18 protein-coding genes are annotated in these 22,347 nt (G+C 53.5%); 9 read left to right on the top strand and 9 right to left on the bottom strand.

What is annotated here, in order from left to right; all coding sequences use genetic code 11:
• Positions 1-111: 111 nt before the first annotated feature.
• The gene (gene asd / locus NH461_RS11250; RefSeq protein WP_261602891.1) at positions 112-1,227 is read right to left on the bottom strand and encodes an aspartate-semialdehyde dehydrogenase; all 1,116 of its coding nucleotides are present in this window, start codon (positions 1,225-1,227) and stop codon (positions 112-114) included.
• A 779-nt stretch (positions 1,228-2,006) separates the two neighbouring features.
• Between asd and nhaC the strand changes: the two genes are divergently transcribed.
• Positions 2,007-3,452 carry a Na+/H+ antiporter NhaC gene (gene nhaC / locus NH461_RS11255; protein ID WP_261600439.1) on the top strand — a complete coding sequence of 482 codons (1,446 nt, stop codon included), beginning with the start codon at positions 2,007-2,009 and terminating at the stop codon, positions 3,450-3,452.
• A gap of 164 nt (positions 3,453-3,616) precedes the next feature.
• On the opposite strand, the gene NH461_RS11260 is transcribed toward nhaC, so the two are convergent.
• From NH461_RS11260 to yejK, 3 genes are all read right to left on the bottom strand, one after another.
• Positions 3,617-3,754 carry a hypothetical protein gene (locus tag NH461_RS11260; RefSeq protein ID WP_261600440.1) on the bottom strand — a complete coding sequence of 46 codons (138 nt, stop codon included), beginning with the start codon at positions 3,752-3,754 and terminating at the stop codon, positions 3,617-3,619.
• 315 nt (positions 3,755-4,069) lie between these two features.
• Complete coding sequence (locus NH461_RS11265; RefSeq protein WP_261600441.1) at positions 4,070-4,432, bottom strand: nitrous oxide-stimulated promoter family protein; 363 nt, start codon at positions 4,430-4,432, stop codon at positions 4,070-4,072.
• 100 nt (positions 4,433-4,532) lie between these two features.
• A complete protein-coding gene (gene yejK, locus NH461_RS11270) occupies positions 4,533-5,549 on the bottom strand; it encodes a nucleoid-associated protein YejK (protein WP_261600442.1) in 1,017 nt (338 codons plus the stop codon).
• A gap of 76 nt (positions 5,550-5,625) precedes the next feature.
• On the opposite strand from yejK, the gene NH461_RS11275 reads away from it, so the two are divergent.
• Both NH461_RS11275 and NH461_RS11280 read left to right on the top strand, forming a co-directional pair.
• A complete protein-coding gene (locus NH461_RS11275) occupies positions 5,626-5,844 on the top strand; it encodes a YejL family protein (protein ID WP_255388088.1) in 219 nt (72 codons plus the stop codon).
• A 46-nt stretch (positions 5,845-5,890) separates the two neighbouring features.
• Complete coding sequence (locus NH461_RS11280) at positions 5,891-7,744, top strand: DUF3413 domain-containing protein (RefSeq protein ID WP_261600443.1); 1,854 nt, start codon at positions 5,891-5,893, stop codon at positions 7,742-7,744.
• A 58-nt stretch (positions 7,745-7,802) separates the two neighbouring features.
• On the opposite strand, the gene NH461_RS11285 is transcribed toward NH461_RS11280, so the two are convergent.
• Positions 7,803-8,099: a hypothetical protein gene (locus NH461_RS11285; protein ID WP_261600444.1), complete on the bottom strand. Its 297-nt coding sequence runs from the start codon at positions 8,097-8,099 to the stop codon at positions 7,803-7,805.
• Positions 8,100-8,326: 227 nt separating this feature from the next.
• Here NH461_RS11285 and NH461_RS11290 point away from each other — a divergent pair, with 227 nt between their 5' ends.
• Positions 8,327-9,022 carry an SDR family oxidoreductase gene (locus tag NH461_RS11290; RefSeq protein ID WP_261600445.1) on the top strand — a complete coding sequence of 232 codons (696 nt, stop codon included), beginning with the start codon at positions 8,327-8,329 and terminating at the stop codon, positions 9,020-9,022.
• Positions 9,023-9,150: 128 nt separating this feature from the next.
• Here NH461_RS11290 and NH461_RS11295 read toward each other — a convergent pair whose 3' ends face one another.
• Positions 9,151-9,675, bottom strand: coding sequence for a DUF2938 domain-containing protein (locus NH461_RS11295; protein WP_261600446.1), 525 nt, complete (start codon positions 9,673-9,675; stop codon positions 9,151-9,153).
• Positions 9,676-9,784: 109 nt separating this feature from the next.
• On the opposite strand from NH461_RS11295, the gene NH461_RS11300 reads away from it, so the two are divergent.
• From NH461_RS11300 to NH461_RS11310, 3 genes are all read left to right on the top strand, one after another.
• Complete coding sequence (locus tag NH461_RS11300; protein ID WP_261600447.1) at positions 9,785-10,441, top strand: ArsR/SmtB family transcription factor; 657 nt, start codon at positions 9,785-9,787, stop codon at positions 10,439-10,441.
• Positions 10,442-10,718: 277 nt separating this feature from the next.
• The gene (locus NH461_RS11305) at positions 10,719-12,137 is read left to right on the top strand and encodes an MFS transporter (RefSeq protein WP_261600448.1); all 1,419 of its coding nucleotides are present in this window, start codon (positions 10,719-10,721) and stop codon (positions 12,135-12,137) included.
• 360 nt (positions 12,138-12,497) lie between these two features.
• Complete coding sequence (locus NH461_RS11310) at positions 12,498-14,138, top strand: diguanylate cyclase (RefSeq protein WP_261600449.1); 1,641 nt, start codon at positions 12,498-12,500, stop codon at positions 14,136-14,138.
• A 22-nt stretch (positions 14,139-14,160) separates the two neighbouring features.
• On the opposite strand, the gene NH461_RS11315 is transcribed toward NH461_RS11310, so the two are convergent.
• The 3 genes from NH461_RS11315 to NH461_RS11325 form a co-directional block, all read right to left on the bottom strand.
• Complete coding sequence (locus tag NH461_RS11315) at positions 14,161-16,143, bottom strand: DNA topoisomerase III (RefSeq protein ID WP_261600450.1); 1,983 nt, start codon at positions 16,141-16,143, stop codon at positions 14,161-14,163.
• A 226-nt stretch (positions 16,144-16,369) separates the two neighbouring features.
• A complete protein-coding gene (locus NH461_RS11320) occupies positions 16,370-16,918 on the bottom strand; it encodes an NAD(P)H nitroreductase (protein ID WP_261600451.1) in 549 nt (182 codons plus the stop codon).
• 129 nt (positions 16,919-17,047) lie between these two features.
• Entirely contained in the window at positions 17,048-19,060 is a 2,013-nt protein-coding gene (locus tag NH461_RS11325) for an NADPH-dependent 2,4-dienoyl-CoA reductase (protein WP_261600452.1), read from the bottom strand.
• Between the two features lie 264 nt (positions 19,061-19,324).
• On the opposite strand from NH461_RS11325, the gene sppA reads away from it, so the two are divergent.
• Together sppA and ansA are read left to right on the top strand one after the other, a co-directional pair.
• On the top strand, positions 19,325-21,175 hold the full coding sequence (gene sppA / locus NH461_RS11330) for a signal peptide peptidase SppA (RefSeq protein WP_261600453.1): 1,851 nt from the start codon (positions 19,325-19,327) through the stop codon (positions 21,173-21,175).
• Between the two features lie 98 nt (positions 21,176-21,273).
• Positions 21,274-22,284: an asparaginase gene (ansA, locus tag NH461_RS11335; RefSeq protein WP_261600454.1), complete on the top strand. Its 1,011-nt coding sequence runs from the start codon at positions 21,274-21,276 to the stop codon at positions 22,282-22,284.
• Positions 22,285-22,347 lie beyond the last annotated feature (63 nt).

Below are 22,347 nucleotides of genomic sequence, written 5' to 3' on the forward strand. Positions count from 1 at the left end.
TCGTCTCTATTCTGACGAATACAAAAACGCCTGCATAAATGCAGGCGTTTTTTATGGCCCATATTCCAGGGCCATCGAATCGGCGCAATTACACCGATAAATTCATGCTCATCAATGCTTTTCTGCCAAGATGATCCGCAGTGTCCGGCGCAGCGGCTCGGCAGCACCCCACAACAGCTGGTCACCGACCGTAAAGGCGTTCAGGAAGTCATCTCCCATCGCCAGCTTACGCAGGCGGCCAACCGGTACAGACAAGGTTCCGGTCACTTTCGTTGGGCTCAGTTCCTGCATCGTGATATCACGCTCATTCGGGATCACTTTCACCCAGTCGTTATGCGCGGCCAGCATTTCTTCGATTTCGTCCAGTGGCACATTTTTCTTCAGTTTCAGCGTCAGTGCCTGACTGTGACAACGCATCGCGCCGATCCGCACACAGGTGCCGTCAATGGCGATCGGCTGACTTTCCAGACCCAGGATCTTGTTGGTCTCAACCCCGCCTTTCCACTCTTCCTTGCTTTGGCCATTGTCACGCTTCACATCAATCCAAGGGATCAACGAGCCTGCCAGTGGCACACCAAATTCTTGTGCCGGGAAGTCCGCAGAACGCATCACATCCGCTACTTTGCGATCAATATCCAGAATTGAGGTTGCCGGGTTGGCCAGCTCACTGGAAACCGCATCGTTGATCACGCCCATCTGGCTGATCAGCTCCCGCATATTTTTCGCCCCGGCGCCGGATGCTGCCTGGTAGGTCTGCGACGTCATCCACTCGACCAGACCTTCCTGGAACAAGCCGCCCATAGCCATCAGCATCAGGCTGACCGTACAGTTACCGCCGGTGAAGGTGTTGGTGCCACGATGGATCCCTTGTTGAATTTGCTCAAGGTTAACCGGATCCAGCGTAATGATGGAATCCTGATGCATACGCAAAGTCGACGCCGCGTCAATCCAGTAACCTTTCCAGCCAGCCTGACGCAGGGCCGGATAAACTTTCTCGGTGTAACTGCCACCCTGACAGGTAATCACCGCATCGAGCTTTTTCAGGCTATCGATGTCAAAGGCATCCTGTAACATGCCGGCATCTTTGCCGAAGTTTGGTGCCGGGATCCCCACTTGCGAGGTCGAAAAGAAGACCGGCTCAATGACATCGAAATCGCGCTCTTCAACCATACGCTGCATCAGCACGGAACCGACCATGCCACGCCAGCCAACTAAACCTACTTTCATCATTTCACTACACTCCGTCCATGTTCAAAATGGTGTCGCCTCGCGACCATAATTATCTGCCCACTTCGCCAAGCTCAGATAGTTATACCCACAGGCGTAACCCTCATCTATAGAGGTTTCAGTCATGAAATACAAGAGGAACCCGTCCGGGTAGCGTAAAATCCATCTGATTCTCGCGCCTGAAGGCCGGCCTGATTTACCTGCCGCCCCCCGCTTCAAGCTGAGGTCACGATAACATGTTTCGTGGGCCAGAACCCACGTAAACTTTCATGCCACCCACGCAGAACGATAAAATATCAACCATATTGACCAGTTCTTGAAAAAAACAGCCCAAACACCAGAAATAACACCTTATAAAAACCACCCGGAAAAACAACCGAGTTCAAAATACCATGACCACAATAACGACCAGGATAATTCACCAAACAATACAAAAAACATCTCAAACCAGAAACATTTTATAGCAAAACAAACCACACCAATCACCCACTCGAAAACAACAAGAAAACACAAACAAAACACACTGGAAACCTTAAATTAACCAAAAAATAAAAAGTTAAGGTGTTTTTTTCCTTTAAATTTCGCACTGGTTGGATGAGGTCACATAAAAGTGCAATATTTATCGCACTGCATCATTCATTCGGATAGAGTAGCGCGACTTCATGACACGTTCCCTCATGGAAGGCTCCATCGATCTAACAATGATTTCTCATGGTTATCATGGATGCGAACTCAGGGTCTTTTCGGACTCACTGACTCGAACGAACAAGGTTAGAACTATGAACAAACAGAGTGTGAAACTACCTTCGCTAATGCAGGTCGTTGTCGCGTTAGGTATCTTTCTTGCGCTGGCATTTTCTTTCACGGCAAAACTCGATTTACCGATCCAACTGGCCCTCTACATCGGCTGGTTTGTCATTATGGCACTCGGCATCAAGCTGGGACATGACTACAAATCTCTGGAGCAGGCTGCGACCAAAGGGATCTCAAACGGCTTGGGGGCCGTCCTGATCCTGCTGGCTGTCGGTGCCCTGGTCGGTACCTGGATTGCCGGCGGTATTGTCCCAACCATCATTTACTATGGCCTCAAAGCCATTCACCCTTCAATCTTCCTGCTGGCAACCATGATCATCTGTTCGCTGACGGCACTGGCAACCGGGACTTCCTGGGGCGCCGCGGGTACCGCCGGGATCGCGATGATGGGCATTGGCCAGGGATTAGGGATCCCGGCGCCGATGACGGCCGGTGCCGTGCTGTCGGGCTGTTACTTCGGGGATAAGATGTCACCACTCTCTGATTCGGTGATCCTGGCTTCTTCCATGTCAAACGTCGAAATCATGGAGCACATCAAAGGCATGCTGCCGATTGCGCTGATCAGTTATGTGATCACCGGGATCATGTTCACCGGTGTGGGCTTCCACTATGCCGGCAATGTTGATATGTCCCAGGTTGAAAGCGTGATTGCCGCCATGGATCAGCAATTTGTCATTTCGCCGTTCTCTTTTGCCCCTGTGGTCATTGTGCTGGCACTGCTGGCCATGCGCCTGCCATCGTTCCCGGTGATTTCCCTCGGTTCGCTGCTGGGGATCGTCTGGGCGGTCATGATCCAGGATATGGACCCGCTGATGGCATTCAACACCGCCTGGGCGCCGTTCTCCATCAGCTCCGGAGTCGACTTCATTGACGCGATCCTCAACCGTGGCGGCATGTCATCAATGCTGGGCTCCGTGGCTGTGATCGTGTTTGGTTTGGGCTTTGGTGGCTTACTCGATAAAGTGGGTGTGCTGCAAACTATCGCCAAGCTATTCGAAAAACGCGTCAACTCGGCAGGTAGCCTGTCGGTCTCGACCATTGCCACCGCTTTCCTCGGCAACGTGTTCGGCTCGGCGATGTACGTCTCCCTGATCCTGACACCAAAAATCTGTGCCAAGAACTATGACCGTCTGGGGTTCCAACGCAAGAACCTGTCGCGTAACGCCGAGTTCGGCGGCACCCTGACATCCGGCATGGTGCCGTGGAGTGATAACGGGATCTACATGGCCAGTATTCTGGGTGTGGCGACGTTCTCTTACGCCCCGTTCATGTGGTTGAGCTTCGTCTGTATTCTGGTCACGATCATCTCATCTTACATGGGCTGGTTCGTCGACCGCTGCCCGCCGTCCGTGGTGGAAGCATCTGAAGAGTCCGACCCAACGCAGCCAGGTACAGCGCAACAGACCGCGTAAGCGACTTGGCCTCGGTCTTCTATCGGATCAAGTCGACTGACAGCAGTCACTCTGACAAAAAAAGCGCCTTCGGGCGCTTTTTTATGCTTTAGTCTTCATGGTTAGGTTCGACAGGCAGACAAACCCAGAACACCCCCCGAACACAATCTGATCGCTATTCACGCTTATCGGTATTCGTTGTCCACAAGACCGATCACCTGGGCGGTCATCGCCTGTTGGGCTGGCTTGGGCTGCTCTCTTTGATACTGCTTGATAAATTTCGCCCGCACCGTATCCAGATGCCGTTGTGTTTCGTGATTCACGACTTTTCTGTACTGCCTTTCTGTTTTACACACGCTCATAGCCAACCTTGATCGATGTCCTTATAAGTGCAGCTCACGCTTATCACGCGCCGCTCTATCACTTTACCCACAATTGCATAATCAAACTGTATGATCGCCTCTGCCGACGGTTAAGCGGCAGCGCCAAAACGAGAGAAGCATATCTTTGCTTTTAAGGTGACTCAACTCCTTTGACAGGATTCTGACAATCCAAAAAGCATATCTTATAAAGGTCGGAGCTGTGGTCAGCGATGTGTTCTGCAAACAGAACTGTCGGAAGCAGTATCCTTTGACGCCCTAACGGCTCGTTTTCAATGGATTATTCCCTGACCGGACCATCGACGACAAAGGGTGAAGCCGGTAGCGCAGGGCCCGAAAGGGATGGCGCCAGAAAAAACGCGGCATGGACCAGCGCAGCACATGGCTGAACTGCAAACGTCTGGCCGAAGAGAAACACTGCCGCTGGCAGTGCAGACAATGTGGCTTGCCGGACGCTGACGGGCAACGGGACATACGCGCCGTCACATAAACAGCAAGTTCCTGACACGCCGGACAGGTTACTGCACCACGATGCAGGATCTGGCAATACCAGCGGATCAGGACTTTCACGGTGTTCAGTTCACGCTGCTTTTGAACTGCGCCGGGATTTGAAACGTTCATAGGGGCGGTATTATCCTGATCCGCCCCGGCAAACATTTGATAAAGATCAAACCGGGCTCATCAAATGCCGCAGCTTGCCCTGACCAATCCGTCAATCACATCAATCATTATCGGTCGATAACCGGCGCTGCAGCTGATCTTTCAGGTTTGGCGGCGTGCCTTTAATGGTCAGCGTATCAGTGTCTGCATCATAGAAAATCCGCTCTCCCAGCAACATACTGTCGAAGTTAATCGTCAAACCGCCACCTGAACCAACGAACTTGGTCAGTTTACGCATGGTAGTTCGATCCGCCGGAAAGCTCTCTTCCAGTGCATATCCCTGGTTCGAAGCAAACTGATAGAAGTCTGTGCCATCCTCGGCCGCAGGCAGCTCACCGGACAGCTCTTTGACCGTCACTTCATCCCCGGCCTGAAGCTGGCTGTTGCAGTAGTCGTATACTTGCTTGCGGTACTGTTGCTTTTCTTCTTTGTCGAGCCGCGAGTCGGCGCAGAAATCTTCCACCGCTTGCATGAGTACCTGGTTCTGGACTTTGGCATCCATGCCCACTTCGGCCTGTAGGAAATCGAGGAAGAAATCCGCAATTTTTCGACCAACCCGGCCTTTGATGAACGTCAGATAACGGTTCGATTCGGCATCCGTCTCCCAGGACGACAGGTCAATCCGCGCCACAATATCCATCTTGCTGACATCGAGATAATCCGTGGCACTGATATCCAGCTGCTCAGTCACTTTCATGCTGTGACAAGTCGGTAGCAAGCCAATCAACAGGTAGTCTGTCGCCAGTGACTGATACTCCGCCAGCACCAGCGTTCCGGCTTCGGCAAACGGGTATTTACTCAACTCTGCCTGCAGTTTGTTGGCCGACTGGTTCGAAAACGTCAGGAAATCCAGCTCGCCGCTGCGCACCTGTTTCAGCCAGTGGCAGAATTCACTGTCTTCGGCGAAATGGGCAAAGCCCTTCGCCCCTTTACTGCTGTATACCCGATGCAGCTCGGCAACCAACTCTTCTGTAGAAGTGTCGTTATTAAGCGGTTGTTTTCTGAGATGAACGTCAAGCTCATCCTGCTCATTTTTTGTCAACTGGTGAAGAATGACATTGGAAAGCGTTAGGCTCATAATGGAAATATTTCAGTAAATCTAAAGTGTAGGTTATTATAAGTCGCTTTCTTTATAACTTTAAACAAGACTTCCTATGCCAATTACTTCAAAATACTCGAATAAAAAAGTTGAACAAATCATTGATGACGTGTTCGATGTACTAGAGAAGCATGAAGCTTCTGCCGAGCTGGCACTGATGATCATGGGCAACATTTCGACCAACATCATCAATGCCGACGTGCCGGCTGCCCAACGGAAAGCCATTGCTGAGAAATTCTCGCAAGCGCTGCTTTCCTCCATCAAGGAAGATTAAGCTTGTTGTTCGGCATCGCACATCAGACTGGGAATTTCTGACATCTATGGTCACCAGCGGTAACAATTATAAAGACAAAGTGTCCCAGCTGATTGGCTGGGGTCATTGGTTCAGCTTTTTCAATATCATCGCCGCCATGCTGCTCGGCACCCGGTATATTGAACACTCTGAATGGCCGGAAACCCTTCTCGGACAACTGTATCTCGGACTGAGCTGGGTTGGCCATTTCGGGTTCCTGGTCTTTGGCTTTTACATTCTGATCCTGTTTCCGGCCAGTTTTCTGATCCCGTCTCAGCGCCTGATGCGGCTGTTTGCCGTGTTGGTCGGTACCGTTGGCCTCACCGCCCTGCTGCTGGATACCCATGCCTACGAGACGCTTGAGCTGCACTTAAGCCCGCTCGTCTGGGATCTGCTGCTCAGTGGTGAAAAAACGGAACTGAATGCCCGTTGGCAATACCTGTTTATTGCGGTGCCAGCCATTTTCCTGATGCAACTGGTGCTGGCAGAGTGGATTTGGCGCAAACTCAGAAAGCTGACCCGAAAGCATGTCGGGGTACCGATTGCCATGGTTTTCGGTCTGTGCTTCCTGAGCAGCCACCTGATTTATATCTGGGCCGATGCTAACCTCTATCGCCCGGTGACGGCACAGCGCTCCAATTTCCCACTCTCCTATCCGATGACAGCCAAAAGCTTCATGGAGAAACATGGCTGGCTGGATCGCCAGGAATACACCCGCCGTCAGGCAGCACAGGGCATCGAGGAAAGCGCGCATATTCGCTATCCGATGAGTGTGCTGAAGTTTGATGATCTGGGGACCCGGCAAAATGTCCTGCTGATCATGGTCGACAGCCTGCGTAGCGATATGGTTGCGCCGGAAACCATGCCGTATTTATCGGCATTTGCCCGGCAAAACCTGAATTTCAGCAATCACTATAGTGCCGACAACACCAATGACGGCGGCGTATTCGGCCTGTTCTACGGGCTGCCGGGCAGTTACATCAACAGCATCCGTTCGGAGCAAACCTCACCGGTCCTGCTCGATACCCTGCAAAAGCGGGGCTATCAGTTCGGCCTGTTCAGCGGCAGCGGCTTTGAAGAAACCATCTATCCGGATGCCGTATTCAGTAACCGGCTCATGCCTGATGGCGCAACGGCGGTTCATAGCGACGAACAGGCGATTACAGCGTGGAAAGGCTGGCTTGCACAGCAGCAGCGCAGAACCCCTTGGTTCAGCTACCTTGAGCTGACTTCGGTGGAAAGTTTTGAAGAGGGGGGGGACTATATTCCGAAGTTTACCCCGTCACTCGGCAATATGCAGATGAACCCGGCGGATGCCGATACCAATGTGCTGCTGAAGAACAGCTATCGCAATGCGGCCTACCATATTGACGAGCTGCTGATGGATATTTTCAGCCAGTTGGTTGAGCAGAATGTGCTGGGCGACACCATCGTGATCGTAACCGCCAACCATGGCAGTGAGTTCAACGAAACCGGTAGCAACACTTGGGGGGCCGGCAGCAACTACAGCCAGTTCCAGCTGAAAGTGCCGATGATTATTCACTGGCCGGGGATAGTCCCGGAGAGCGTGACCCGAGCGACCAGCCATCTGGATCTGGTGCCAACCCTGATGGAATCGTTGCTGAATACGACCACGCCTTCCGCCCAATACAGCAGCGGCATCAGCCTGTTTGATCAGGATGCCAGCCGACGCTGGGTACTGGCCGGAGATGACCGCAGCATTGTGGTCCTGCAAAAAAACACCACCACCGTGGTCGATAAATACGGGAATTACCGGGTTTATAACCAGGACTACCAACTGCAAAGTGAAGGCAAGCCGAAGCTGTCGACCCTGATGCAGGTCATGCATGAGCTCAAACGCTTCTATCAGCCGGAGCCCTAATCAATCCGCTCAAGGCAACCCTCGGGTTGCCTTTATTTTGTCGACGCTTAATTGCTGCTCAAAAATACGACGAATTGTCAGCGTAGCACTGCTCAAAACCATCCTGCCAGCCATGAGCATACTTGGGATCGCCAGCCAGGCGTTCCGGATCCTGCCGGAAACCGTCAAGATAGGTTTTTGCCTCCAGTTTCCGGCTGCTGCACCCATCCTGATACCCATCCAAGTAGTTCCGGGTAAACCCGAGCTCCACTAAACGTTCATGTCGCGTTTCGGCACAACCAGCCAGGAGAACCACCAGGATCAACCGTAAAACCACCGGGAACCTCCCCCGGCACTGACGCACATCCCCCTCCATTTCAGCCTCCGGCAATCACAAAATCCCACCACATAAAATTAGCCTTCCCTATCCGGCAGCCCTGTCTTACTTATGAAACTTTTGCGTCAATCATCCCGCATCTCCTCAGCCAGGATCCCGGCCCGGCGACTTGCTATACTGAGAGCCGCGACAAAACAGACAAGCAATCGCTATTCATTAACGATACCTTTATGGCAAACGACAGATTTATGCCAAACGACAGATTTATGGCAAAACATGTCCTCATTACCGGTGCCAACCGCGGCGTCGGGCTGGCGCTGGTCGATGTCTACCTGGCCGATGGCTGGCAGGTCTATGCCTGCTGTCGACTGCCGGGGCAGGCAGCTGCGCTGCAACAACGCCGACAAGCCCATCCGGCCCTGACCCTGTTGGCGCTGGATGTCACCGATCACGCAGCAATCACGGCGCTGAGCCGCCAACTGGCCGATGTTTCGCTGGATTTGCTGATTAACAATGCCGGTTACTACGGGCCGAAGGGATACGGGTTCGGCAATACGGATGCGGATGAATGGCGTCAGGTCCTGGAGGTCAACACAATCGCGCCGCTCAAGTTGGCCGAGGCTTTCTATCCTCAGCTCAGCCGCTCGCAACCCGGGAACATTGCCTGCATCTCATCGAAAGTCGGCAGTATGACGGAAAACACCAGCGGTGGCGGTTATATTTATCGCTCGTCAAAAGCGGCGCTGAACTCGGTGGTCAAGAGCCTGTCCAACGACTTGCTGCCGCAGGGGATCAAGACGGTTGCGCTGCACCCCGGCTGGGTGCAAACAGAAATGGGCGGGCCGAATGCGATAATATCTGCACCTGAATCGGCGCTGGGGCTGAAAAATGTCATTGATCACCTAAGCCCGGAGCAAAGCGGCGGTTTTTATAATTACGATGGCTCGGTGATCCCGTGGTAATTGCCGGCATCGAACAGAAGGCGTGATGTACCGGCTCAATTGAGGCTTTGCAGGTCTCTGGCGCACATCAAAAACGTAGTGAAATTGACGCGAATTTAAGCACAATAAACGAACCTCGGAAATTGTATTCAATTTACCGACATCACCAGCCCTGTCAGATATAACCCCACGCCAAATGAAGCATGTGCCATCAGGCTGCGCACTCTGGCAGTATTGGGCTGGGGTGTTTTTGAGGCCGCAATTCCCGCCCCCATGCAAGGCTGCATCAGGAAAAACGGTGCGACGACCGTTGCGACACCAATCATCAATGCCGGAAGCAAGGTGGGAGATGCTAACCAGATCTCCCCCCAACCCAGCAACAAAATCCCCGCGAAGGCGATACCAATCAGATAGTGAGCTGTCCAACCGATGATCGCTTCACCTTTAACCACAGGTGCCTGCACAATACTGTCGTGGGCGAATTGCCCCGTCTGAAAATGCCCAATCCAGCGGCCAACCATGGCGTAATTCAGAGATGGGATCTGGAAACAGACTTTCAGAAACAAGGCCCATAAATCCATGACCAGGGTTGCACCAATGCCCAGTGCGACGACGCGTAATATAAAATCGGGTTCCATGTTGGGTTCTCTCCTTACTGTTGGTGTGTCGCCCATGATGTGATTCACTCAATAAATGCAGTGAATGCGGCAGCGAGGGTATCAATAAATCGATGATACTCTATAATTCAATAAATTAATTGAATGATGAGGCAGTTAAACTTCTATGTCAACAATAAACAAACAGTATCATATGCATTCCGAATTGGCTGAGCTTGCACGGCCGTTGGGTAATGCTCATCGACTCATCTTGTTGGAGCACATCGCTCAAGGGGAAAAGCCCGTTGAGAAACTGGCTGAGCTTGCAGATCTGACTGTAGCCAATACTTCTCAACATCTGCAGCAGTTAAAAAGGAATGGCTATGTTCAGACACGCCGTGAAGGGAAACATGTGTTTTATCGTCTTAGTGATGGACCTGTCGTGGAACTCCTGATAGCACTGCGTCAATTTGCGGAGTTTCATCATTCAGAGATCAGGATGCTGGTTCAAGGCACCTTACATCATCAGCAGGGTGTGGAAGCGATTTCGCGGGAAGAGCTGTTAGTGCGTATACAGGAAAACAGTGTGACCTTGCTGGATGTTCGCCCCGAAGAAGAATTTGAGCAGGGCCATCTACCCGGGGCAATCAACATACCGTTTGGTGAGCTTGAGGCGCGTCTCTCTGAGCTGCCGAAAGAGCAAGAAATTGTCGCTTATTGTCGCGGCCCCTATTGTTCTTTATCCATTACAGCCGTCACTACGCTTCAGGAAAAAGGTTTATCGGCCCGCCGTTTAAACATTGGTGTCCCAGAATGGAAAGCTGCAGGTTACCCGGTTCGATGAGTGTATCAGTCTTTCGATTGGCGTGACTTTGCATAAAGCCATCGCCCCGCTCAGGGCGATGGGCTGCCACGGTTCTGAATTGTCCGAGCTTTCCTGTTAAGGCCTGTGACTCCATCATTTGATCCATTTTCATGTTGACAGTTATGAAATCACACCCATACACTATACATCATTCAATAAATCAATTGAATGATGTATTGATATATACACATGTTGATGGAGCAATGCCAACAGACTTTTGTTGGCGCTGATCATGGCCGTTATTAAGGAATAGAAAGTGCAGACAAGAACGAACGATACAAAGCCAAATTTTAAGCTTGCATTCACCTTGCTTGCAGTGGTGCAGGCAACACTGATTTTCACCATTGTGATGATAGGTATTCCTTTACCGACAATTGGTGTGGCGTTTGGGATCAACGAAGCTGATTTACTTCTGGTCAGTACCGCATACGGTTTATCTTTCAGCGGACTCCTGCTATTTGGCGGGCGCTTAACAGACAAGTTTGGCGGCAGAGTTCTCTTGATTATCGGATTATGTGTATTCGGTTTAGCGTCTGTCGGTGCAGCCTTGTCTTTCCATTTTTCAGGGATGGTCATGATGCGATTTCTGCAAGGTGCAGGGGCCGCGATGACAGCACCGGCAGCAATCGCTGTCCTCCGGAGTTTGTTTCCTCAGCCTGATGATTTCTCACGTGCCATGGCAACTTGGGGAGGCGTCTCCGTTTTAGGGGGCGGGGTTGGTTTTCTCGCATCCGGTGTGGTGACGACATGGGTTTCATGGCGTTGGATGTTTATCGTCCCAGTGCTGGTTTCATTGATTGGTTTGGCTGCAGTCGCATGGTTATTACCGAAAGGGGATAAGCCAATGATGTCGAACCAACCTGGACTTGATCCGCTCGGTGCCTTGCTTGCAACATTGGGGATTGCCCTTTGCAGTTATGGACTGATTGCCAGCGGTGATTTTGCTTGGTCATCTCCAAGGGTGTATGGGCCTTTGTGCGTTGGTATTAGCCTGCTCAGCATTTTTTTATTGGTGGAAAGACATGCCAAAGCGCCTTTATTGCCACCTGGTTTTGTTCGAGAGCCAAACCGCATCGTCGGCTTGATCGGCATCCTATTGGCCTCGGCCAGTATGGGATTGGTCACTTTCTTGCTGTCTTTGTTCCTTCAAGTCCAGCAAAACTGGACGCCACTTGAAACTGCGGGGGCATTCATTCCCTACACCTTGACGCTGCTACTCATGAATCGTGCTGCCGGCGGTATTGTCAGCCGTTTGGGGCCGTTGAAAGTGACCATTTTGGGTTTATTGATCGGTTCTATTGGGCTGGCCTTGTTATCAGGCATTCACCTTCAGGTCACATACATTTCAGGATTGCTGCCTGGGATCGTTGCACTGACAATCGGCACATCAATGATGTTTGCGGGCTCAGCGGTCTTGTCGACAATGAATGTGCCTCAGCAACAAGCTGGCTTAGCTGGTGGAGTGATGAATACAGCCATGGAGTTGGGCCCGACATTTGGTTTGGCGTCACTCATGGCTGTTGCCGGTTTTGCACCGAGTGTTGTCAGTGGCTATAGCCTGGCTTTCGGGACAGCAGCAGGGGTTTATCTGTTTGCTGCGGGGCTGGCATGGTTTCTGACATGCCACAAACCTCACCAAATGGAAACAGTCGGGGCCGGTAACACGGAGTCATAGACACGGCACATCCATTTTTAAGTTTCCCCACGAGCAATTTTGCAGCGCTGATTCAACAAGGTGATTAAAGGCATCTGTATCCACCAGTTGCCTTTTCATCGCATTCCTCGACTGTATTTATCTCCTGTTAGCATACCACCGCTTTCCCGTCCCCTGGTGATGCCCCACCGCCCACCCAGCAGGCATTTTTCGTGTCTGTATTTGACGCAACTGATTGAAAATTCGGTTATCTGTTGTGTATTGAGTCGCAAATCGGTGAACACGGCCAGCCAGATCCCCAGATTCACCGGCGAACATCTGGCTTTCTGTCATCAAATGACAACAATAGAGTCTGAATGTTTTTTAACCGGACGATCAGCCTTGACCACCCGCACGCAGCTCGACAGCTTTTACCAACGGATCCTGATCCAGTGGGGCAAAGCCCACGGGTTACGTCCGCGATGCGAGCTGACCTGCCGCAATCTCCATGACAGCTTTGGGGCGATCCGAGTCCGGCTGATGATTTGGGCCCCCTCCGGTTGGCAACTGCTGCTGGAAATGATTGAAGGCGATATTCAGTACCATTTCCCCCCCATCCCCCTCAGTGATGATCAACCAAAGCCTGGAGGACAGCCCCTCTATCACGCGCACGGCACATCCGGGCCCTCTTTGATCACACCAGATGAACACGGGCAATCCTTTCACCTAACAATTCCGCTGGAGCGGCAAGGACGCCAGATCGGAACCTTGACCATTGATTTTCCTGAACGGCCCCAAACGGAGGACCAGGTCTTTTTGGGGCTTGCCACACTGCTGGCCGCAGAAGTTGATTCCGGATTACTCAGTGAAGATGTTCAGCATGAACACGATAGTCGAAAAACGGCGGAGAAAGAGCTGGAAATCAGCCAGCAAGAAACCTTACAGCTGCAAGCACAGCTACAGGCACTGCATGATATTTCCTTTAAACTCTGGCGGGCAACATCCAGCGACGACTTGCTGTTTACCGCGGTTGATGAAGCAAAAAAACACCTGCATGTGGATCGCATGGCGATTTTTCTGTTCCGGGAGCACAACCGCATGCAAGGCACCTACGGCACCGACCTTCACGGCCGCACCGTGAATGAGAGCTACTTTGAGTGCGAAATTCCGGATCTGTGGTTTACCAACATGACCCAGGATCGCACCAAAAGCGAATACCTGGCCTTTGAAAACAACACACCGCTCTACCATGACTTAAAGCAGGTCGGATACGGCTGGAGCGGGTTTATATCCCTATGGGACGGTGATACGCCCATCGGCTGGATTGCCTGTGATAACCTGCTCACCGGGATGCCGCTACGCAGCTACCACCAGCAAATCCTAAAACAGTTCGGTTTTATTGTGTCCCAGCACCTGGTCCGACGGCAGGCCGAAGAAAAACTCACCCTACTGAACAAAGAACTCGAACGCCGGGTCTCAGAACGGACGGCCGAGCTGGAGCGGGTCAACCGAAAGCTCAAAACCATGTCCCGGCTGGATCCGCTCACCTCAGTTTACAACCGGCGGGTCTTTGACGAAAGGTTCCATGAAGAATGGCGCCGGGCCGAACGCCATCAGCTGCCACTGTCCCTGTTGATCGTCGATGTGGATCACTTTAAAGCCTACAACGACAGCTACGGCCATGCCGCCGGAGATCAATGCCTGAAAATGATTGCCAATACCCTGGCCGGACTGGAAAAACGCGCCGGGGCGCTGTTCGCCCGCTACGGCGGTGAAGAGTTTGTTCTCCTGTTACCCGGCCAGGACTGTGCGGCAGCCCGGTTCGCGGCAAAACGGGCGATTAAGGCCATTCAGAAACTACAATTGCCCCGCACTGACCTGAACCCCGAGCAGTTTGGAATTGTGACCGTCAGCATCGGCGGCAGCACGCTGGTGCCCACCCTGGACAGCTCGCCGGAAACCCTGTTTAAGCAGGCCGATGTCGCACTCTATGAAGCGAAATCCTGCGGCCGGAACCAATATATGGCGTACGCATCAAGCTGAACCGCTTTGCTGCCAACCCGTGCTATGACGATTTCGGCTTGCGCGCACGTCCCCGCGCAGCAGAGGGCGCCCCGGCTTTGCGACGGCCGCCACTTTTACCGAATCCTTTTCTCTTTCCGCCTTTGGCCGGTTCCGGCGATTTCAACGCACGCAGGCTCGGAGGGACATCACTGTCACGCACTTGTGCCATCATGTGCAGCAACCGCTCCTGCAGCGCGGTCATAAAGGGCTGATAAGCACATTTCTTGTCAGCCATATCCTGCAGCTGGTGCTCCCAATGAGCGGTCATATCCGGATATGTCGCCTCATCCGGCAAAGCATAGATCAGCCCCCGCCCTGCTTCGGTGGCATGAATACTCTTGCCCTGACGAACCAGGAGCTGGCGCTTAAACAGAATATCCAAGATCCCGGCCCGGGTTGCTTCCGTTCCCAGCCCGTCTGTGTCGCGCAAGATTTTCTTCAGTGACGGGTCTGACACAAACCGCGCGATCCCGGTCATCGCCTGCAGCAGCGTCGCCTCGGTAAACGGCTTCGGTGGCTCAGTCATCTTGTCTTTGATCTCCCCTTCCCGGCAGGTCAGGACCGTCCCTTGCTCTAACGGCGGTACTTTATCGGCCAGCGCCTGCTCATCCTCGGCGTCCTCACGGCCCAGCAACGCCCGCCAGCCGGCACTTTTCAGCTGCCGCCCTTTGGCAATGAATACCCCGCCGGCAATCGCAAACACCAGCTTGGCTTCACTGTAAATCGCCGCCGGATAGAACTGCATCAGGTACTGGCGGGCGATCAATTGATAGATGTCTTGCTCACGTCCACTGAGCGCCGCGCTGTTGACTGATTTCGGCGTTGGGATAATCGCGTGGTGCGCATCGACTTTTTTATCATTCCACGCCTTGGATTTCAGGGACAGATCCGCACCGGTGACCGCTTCCGCCAGCTTGGGCGCACTGTTGCTGATCGCCTGGCAGACCTCCCCGGCCTGGGCAAAATGCTCCTTGGGCAAATAACGACAGTCGGAGCGGGGATACGTGATCGCTTTGTGCTTTTCATACAACGACTGGCAAGTGGCGAGCACATCCGCGGCGCTCATCCCGAATCGCTTGGCCGCGTCAATTTGCAGCGCCGACAACGAATACGGCAGGGGTGCTGACTGGCGGGACTCTTTGCGCTCCGCCTCCGTCACTTGGGCGGGTTGGCCCTGGATCCGATTCGCGACGTTCTCACATAACTTGCGGTTCAGGACCCGTCCGTCTTCATCCTGCCAGGGTTTGCAGGCTTCGCTGGGCTGCCAGCGCGCCCGAATATCACTGCCCTGATATGGGATCAGGGCAGTCACTTCGTAATAGGGTTTGGGGACAAAATTGGCAATGTCATCATCACGCCGGGTCACTAAGCCAAGCACCGGGGTCTGCACGCGACCAACCGACAGCACACCGCGATACCCCCCTTGCTGCCCCAGCAGGGTATACGCCCGGGTCATGTTCATCCCATATAGCCAATCGGCACGAGAGCGTGCCAGGGCCGAAACCGACAGCGGAATAAAGTCCCGGTTCTCGCGCATTTTTCCCAGCGCCCGCTTGACTGCGGCCGGGTTCAGGTCGGAGATCAACAGCCGCTTCATCCCGGCCTTTTTCGCCGCCGACAGTTTGACATGATCGATCACTTCATCCACCAGCAACTGACCTTCCCGATCCGGGTCGCCGGCGTGCACGACTTCACTGGCTTGCTTGACCAACTTCCGCACCACACTGAGCTGCTGCCGGGCAGATTTCCGCGGGGTCAGCTGCCATTGCTGCGGAATAATCGGCAAATCGGCCAGATTCCACTTCTTGTATTTTTCATCGTAGGCATCCGGTTCGACCTGCTCCAGAAGATGGCCGATACACCAAGTCACGATGTCACCATTGCCGACTTCAATATAGCCGTTATTGTTTTTATGAGGGCGAGGTAAGACAGCCGCGATAGCGCGGCCCAGGCTTGGTTTTTCAGCAATATAAAGACGAGTCATAGCAATCGTAAGTTCATTGGCTCTGACCCGCACTATAGAGAAAACCGGTTTTTATCACAAGAAAACACTGGATATAAATACAGATATCGGGATCGACAATCAGAGGCAAACGGCATTACCCGGGAAATTCACCCATCAGTGCCCCAATAAAAAAGGAAGCCGCATAATGCAGCTTCCCTGAGTATTTTCTTACGGCTGATCCGTTGAATCGGCTCGCCACTGTCGTTTACAGATACTCAACGAAATCGTTCAGCTCACGCTCGACCATTTTGGCTTCACGGCAACCCGGGGTACCGAGATACAGGAAACCGACAATCAAGTCATCACCCGTCACCCCCAGCGCTTCGCGAACCACTGCATGATAAGCCCATTTCCCGGTACGCCAGAATCCGGAGAAACCTTGCGCCACCGCGGCCATCTGCATCGCCTGGACCGCACATCCGGCTGACAAATGCTGCTCCACCACCGGCACTTTTTCATGTTCGGTCACTTTTGCAACCACAGTGATCACCATCGGCGCCCGGAACGGGGCTTTACCGGCTTTTTCAATCACCGCGTCATCGGCGCCGTCTGCTTTCGCCGCCTCAACCAGAATATCTGCCAGCTTTTGCAAGCCTTCGCCTTCAGAGACAATAAAACGCCAGGGCGTGAGTGCCGCATGATCCGGCGCGCGCAAACCGGAACGGAAAATATTCTCCAGCGCTTCGCCCTGCGGTGCCGGCTCCATCAGCTTTGGCAGTGAACGACGGTTTAACAGTAACGAGAGAGCATCCATAACAATACCTTGTGAAAAATATCTTGATGAAAATAGTTATTGTTCTAACAGTACCATAAAACCGTGCCGAGAAAACCACAGGGGCGCCAAGATCGGCGCCCCTGTGTTTCCCAACGATTGCTGTGTTCGTTACAACTGAGCGACCAGCTCAACGCCCTGACGGATCACCCGCTTGGCGTCCACTTCACCAGCCACATCCGCACCGCCGATCACATGGACCGGGATCGCCATCGCTTTGAGTTGTGTTGACAATTCCTCAACCGAGTGCTGACCGGCACAAATCACAATATGATCGACATCCAGCACCCGTTGCTGGCCCTCGACCGTGATGTGCAGACCCTGATCATCAATCTTGTCATAACTGACCCCGGCCAGCAGCTCTACGCCCCGTTTCTCCAACACCCGGCGGTGGATCCACCCTGTGGTTCTGCCCGGCCCTTTGCCGACTTTCCCCGGACGACGCTGCATCAGCCACACCTGGCGCTGACTGACGTACGCATCATGAGGATATAACCCACCCGCGTGATCAATCGACTTGTCGACCCCCCAGTCTTTCAGCCAGCTATCGAGATCCTGATGCTCCGGCTCGGTCAGCATCGTCGATACATCGACGCCGATCCCCCCGGCCCCAATCACGGCCACTTTCTGCCCCAGCGGCACCTGCTCGCGGATCAGGGTCTGGTAGTCAATCACTTTTTCATGCTCGATGCCCGGAATATCCGGCAGCCGCGGTGCTACCCCGGTAGCGACAATCACTTCGTCATAGCCTTTCAGTTCTTCCGCCGTAATGCGGTGACCCAGCTTCACATTGACCCCGGTTTGCTCCAGGCGCCGGGAGAAATAGCGAATTGTTTCCTTAAACTCTTCTTTCCCCGGGATTTGCATCGCCAGATTAAACTGTCCGCCGACATGATCGTTTTTCTCGAACAAATCCACCTGGAACCCCCGCTCTGCCGCCGCGACGGCACTGGCCATGCCGGCCGGACCGGCGCCGACAATCGCCAATCGGCGGGATGTCGCAGCCGGCGTCAGGACCAGTTCGGTCTCATAACACGCCTGAGGATTCACCAGACAACTGGCCCGTTTATTGATAAATACATGATCCAGGCACGCCTGGTTACAGCCGATACAGGTATTGATATCCGCGGCCCGGTTCTGCTGCGCTTTGACGACAAATTCCGGGTCAGCCAGAAACGGCCGCGCCATCGATACCATGTCAGCCTGGTTGGACGCCAGGATCCCTTCCGCCACATCCGGGGTGTTGATCCGGTTACAGGTCACCAGCGGAATGTTCACTTCATTTTTCAGCTTTTCAGTCACCCAGGCAAACGCGGCGCGTGGCACTTGGGTGGCAATGGTCGGGATCCGGGCTTCATGCCAGCCAATCCCGGTATTGAGAATGGTCACCCCGGCCGCTTCTAAAGCTTTGGCCAACTGCACCACTTCTTCGTGGGTGCTGCCCTGTTCGACCAGATCCAGCATCGACAGGCGGAAAATAATGATGAAATCCCGCCCGACCCGTTGGCGTACGGCTTTGGTCAGTTCAATCGGAAACCGGATCCGGTTCTCATAGCTGCCGCCCCACTCATCATAGCGGTGGTTGCTACGCTTACAGATGAACTGGTTGATCAGATAGCCTTCTGAGCCCATCAATTCCACACCGTCATAGCCGGCTTCGCGTGCCAGCTCGGCACTGCGGGCAAATGCGTCGATTGTCTTGTGGATCTGACGGGGGCTCATTTTACTGGGCGTGAATTTGGAAATCGGCGCGCGGATCGCCGAGGCGCTCACGGCAAAAGGGTGCATGGCATAGCGACCGGCGTGCAGCAGTTGCAGGGCAATTTTACCGCCTTCATCATGCACGGCATCAGTAATAACCCGGTGCGCCCGAGCGGCACGGCCCGAGCTGAATTCAGCACTGAATGGATGCAAACGACCCCGGAAGTTGGGTGAGAAGCCACCGGTGACAATCAGCCCGACACCGCCCTTGGCCCGTGCGGCATAGAATGCAGAAAGTTTCTTGAAGCCGTCACGTGACTCTTCAAGGCCAGTGTGCATTGACCCCATCAATACACGGTTACGCAGCTGGGTAAATCCCAGATCCAGCGGCGCCAACAAATGCGGGTAAGATTTATCGTCCATGGCTTCCATTCTTTTGTTGTTATGGTCTGACCAGTATATTCAGCGATTGAACGATTTTCAAACACTTGTTTTACAAATTCTCAACATGTCACACTTTCGATGCTGCATCGACTGCACCACTGATTGCCCGTCGCTTTTTCTTCCGCCCGGATTGCTCAATCCTTATACACTTATGAGAGGCACCTATCTCAGGGATAAATACTGTAATTCCTTGTTTACTAAGTTAGGATAGACAGATCACCGTTTGCATCATCAGGAATCTTCATGAAAGTGATATTCAAAGGAATCGGAAAACTGTTCCGCGCCCTGTGGCGGCTGATCAGTTTCACCCGCCAACTGATCCTCAATCTGCTGTTTTTGGCCTTTGCCGGCCTGCTGATCTTCGCGTTCTACCCAAGCGAAGAAAAACCGACGCTGCCTGAAAAAGCAGCCCTGGTGCTGGATCTCTCCGGGCCGATCGTCGAACACCGGGCTCACACCAGTCCAATTGACGAATTTGCCGGCAGCGCCCTGGGTCAGCCGCCGGTTCAGGAAAACGTACTGTTTGATATTGTCGACAGCATCCGGGCGGCCTCGACCGACAACCACATTACCGGCCTGGTCCTCAATCTTCAGGACATGTCAGAGACCAACCTGACGAAACTGCGTTACATTGCCAAAGCGATCCAGGAGTTCAAACAGGCCGGGAAACCGGTGTATGCCGTGGGTGACAGCTATAAACAGAGCCAGTATTACCTGTCGAGCTATGCTGACAAGGTGTTTATGTCTCCCGATGGCGCCGTGTTGCTGACCGGTTACGGCAGTTACTCGCTGTACTACAAAAGCCTGCTGGAAAAGCTGGACGTGAATACCCATGTGTTCCGGGTCGGCACTTACAAATCTTTTGTTGAACCCTATACCCGCGACAGCATGTCTGATGAAGCCCGGGAAGCCAATACCGCCTGGCTCAACCAACTCTGGGATGCTTACACCCGCGATGTGGCCAACAACCGCAATATCGACCCATCGATGCTCACCCCTGAGCTGGACGATCTGATCACCCGTCTGGAAGCCGTCGGCGGCGACTTTGCCAAACTGAGCCTGGAGATGGGCTTGATTGATGAGCTGGTCAACCGGCCGGTGCTGAACCAGAAACTGATTGATCAGTTCGGCAAGGATGACGATGATCACTTTAACCAGATCAGCTATTACGACTATCTGGGCACCGTCGATAACCGCGATCTGCCGAGCAAAAACAAAGTGGCCGTGGTCGTCGCCAGTGGCGCCATTGTTGACGGCCAGCAGCATCAAGGCACCATCGGTGGTGATTCAACGGCTGCTCTGCTGCGGGAAGCGCGCCTGGATGACAACATTAAAGCGGTGATCCTGCGGGTGGACAGCCCGGGCGGCAGCGCCTTTGCCTCGGAAGTGATCCGCAGCGAAGTCGATGCACTCAAACTGGCCGGCAAGCCGGTCGTGGCTTCCATGTCCAGCCTGGCAGCTTCCGGCGGATACTGGATCTCGTCCAGCGCCAGCAAGATCCTGGCCCAGCCGACCACGATCACCGGCTCAATCGGTATTTTTGCAATTCTGACCACCTTTGAAGACGGCCTCAAGAATATGGGGATCCACAGCGACGGTGTCGGCACCACCCCATTCTCCGGGGTCGGTATCACCCGCGAGCTGCCGGAAGGCGTGGCCAAAATATTCCAACTGGGCATTGAGCACGGTTATCAGCGCTTTATTGGTCTGGTCAGCAAGTACCGTGATATGTCGCTGGCCGAAGCCGATCACATTGCCCAAGGCCGGGTCTGGACCGGACAAGACGCCCTGCGCCTGGGTCTGGTCGATCAGCTCGGGGATTTTGATGACGCTGTACTCACGGCAGCAGAGCTGGCCAAACTCGACAGCTATGAGCTGCGTTGGATGGAAGAGCCGCTGAGCCCGGCCGAGCAACTGCTGAAGGAGTTCACCTCGGAAGCACAGTCGCACATGGCTCAGGCCGTGTTCGGTCAGTTACCAGCCGCACTACAGCCGGTCACCCGGCAGGTGGTGTCGGATTTCACCGCGCTGAACAACTTTAACGACCCGAAAGGCCATTACGCCTTCTGTCTGAACTGTACCAATATTCAATAGTACACACAGCCCGGCACCCGCCGGGCTTTTTTCTTTATGTTCAAGGCCTATAACCGTATATAATGCGGCCACCAATACGCTATGTCTGTACCTGAATTATGGAAAGAAAACACATTTACATTGCTTACACCGGCGGCACTATCGGTATGCAGAAGTCTGATCACGGTTACATCCCGGTCGCAGGCTTTATGCAAAAGCAACTGGAAAGCATGCCAGAGTTCCATCGTCCGGAAATGCCGAAGTTCACGATCCACGAGTACGCGCCTCTGATTGACTCGTCGGACATGACGCCATCGGACTGGCAGCGCATCGCAGACGATATCAAAGCAAACTACGACGACTACGACGGTTTCGTCATTCTTCATGGTACGGACACCATGGCGTATACCGCATCAGCGCTGTCGTTTATGTTTGAGAACCTGGACAAGCCCGTCATCGTGACCGGTTCACAGATCCCACTGGCTGAGCTACGCTCGGACGGTCAGAGCAACCTGCTCAATGCCCTGCACATCGCGGCCAACTACCCGATCAATGAAGTGACGGTCTTTTTCAATAACCAGCTGATCCGCGGTAACCGCAGCACCAAAGCACATGCTGACGGTTTCGGCGCGTTCATCTCCCCAAACCTGCCGCCGCTGCTGGAAGCCGGGATCAATATTCAGCTCAACAATGTAGAACTGAATAAACAGCCGGAAGGACCGTTCAAAGTCCACAACATCACGCCGCAACCGATCGGGGTGATCACCATGTATCCGGGGATCTCTCCGGAAGTGATCCGCAATACCCTACGCCAGCCGGTCAATGCGATGATCCTGCTGACCTTCGGCGTCGGTAACGCACCGCAGAATGCGGATCTGCTGGCCCAGTTGAAAGAAGCCAGCGATCGTGGCGTGGTTGTGGTCAACCTGACCCAGTGCCTGTCCGGCAAGGTCAACATGGGCGGGTATGCCACTGGTTGTGCATTGGCGGATGCCGGTGTACTCAGCGGCTACGATATGACCCCGGAAGCGGCACTGGCCAAACTACACTTCCTGCTAAGCCAGGATCTGCCGAATGAAACTGTTCGCAACCTGATGCAAGAGGATCTGCGTGGCGAGCTGAGCCACTAAGCAGCTTAACCACTTAGCTAACGCATCTGGCAAGCGCCAGTCGACAGATACAAAAAAGCAGCG

This window comes from Photobacterium sp. TY1-4 (assembly GCF_025398175.1).
Taxonomy (GTDB): domain Bacteria; phylum Pseudomonadota; class Gammaproteobacteria; order Enterobacterales; family Vibrionaceae; genus Photobacterium.

Excerpts from the sequence above, each read along its gene's own strand:
- nhaC (WP_261600439.1), top strand. The coding sequence starts at position 2,007 with ATGAACAAACAGAGTGTGAAACTACCTTCGCTAATGCAGGTCGTTGTC.
- NH461_RS11300 (WP_261600447.1), top strand. The coding sequence starts at position 9,785 with ATGTCAACAATAAACAAACAGTATCATATGCATTCCGAATTGGCTGAG.
- NH461_RS11315 (WP_261600450.1), bottom strand. The coding sequence starts at position 16,143 with ATGACTCGTCTTTATATTGCTGAAAAACCAAGCCTGGGCCGCGCTATC.
- NH461_RS11285 (WP_261600444.1), bottom strand. The coding sequence starts at position 8,099 with ATGGAGGGGGATGTGCGTCAGTGCCGGGGGAGGTTCCCGGTGGTTTTA.
- yejK (WP_261600442.1), bottom strand. The coding sequence starts at position 5,549 with ATGAGCCTAACGCTTTCCAATGTCATTCTTCACCAGTTGACAAAAAAT.
- asd (WP_261602891.1), bottom strand. The coding sequence starts at position 1,227 with ATGAAAGTAGGTTTAGTTGGCTGGCGTGGCATGGTCGGTTCCGTGCTG.
- ansA (WP_261600454.1), top strand. The coding sequence starts at position 21,274 with ATGGAAAGAAAACACATTTACATTGCTTACACCGGCGGCACTATCGGT.
- NH461_RS11265 (WP_261600441.1), bottom strand. The coding sequence starts at position 4,432 with ATGAACGTTTCAAATCCCGGCGCAGTTCAAAAGCAGCGTGAACTGAAC.
- NH461_RS11320 (WP_261600451.1), bottom strand. The coding sequence starts at position 16,918 with ATGGATGCTCTCTCGTTACTGTTAAACCGTCGTTCACTGCCAAAGCTG.
- NH461_RS11275 (WP_255388088.1), top strand. The coding sequence starts at position 5,626 with ATGCCAATTACTTCAAAATACTCGAATAAAAAAGTTGAACAAATCATT.
- sppA (WP_261600453.1), top strand. The coding sequence starts at position 19,325 with ATGAAAGTGATATTCAAAGGAATCGGAAAACTGTTCCGCGCCCTGTGG.
- NH461_RS11290 (WP_261600445.1), top strand. The coding sequence starts at position 8,327 with ATGGCAAAACATGTCCTCATTACCGGTGCCAACCGCGGCGTCGGGCTG.
- NH461_RS11295 (WP_261600446.1), bottom strand. The coding sequence starts at position 9,675 with ATGGGCGACACACCAACAGTAAGGAGAGAACCCAACATGGAACCCGAT.
- NH461_RS11280 (WP_261600443.1), top strand. The coding sequence starts at position 5,891 with ATGGTCACCAGCGGTAACAATTATAAAGACAAAGTGTCCCAGCTGATT.
- NH461_RS11325 (WP_261600452.1), bottom strand. The coding sequence starts at position 19,060 with ATGGACGATAAATCTTACCCGCATTTGTTGGCGCCGCTGGATCTGGGA.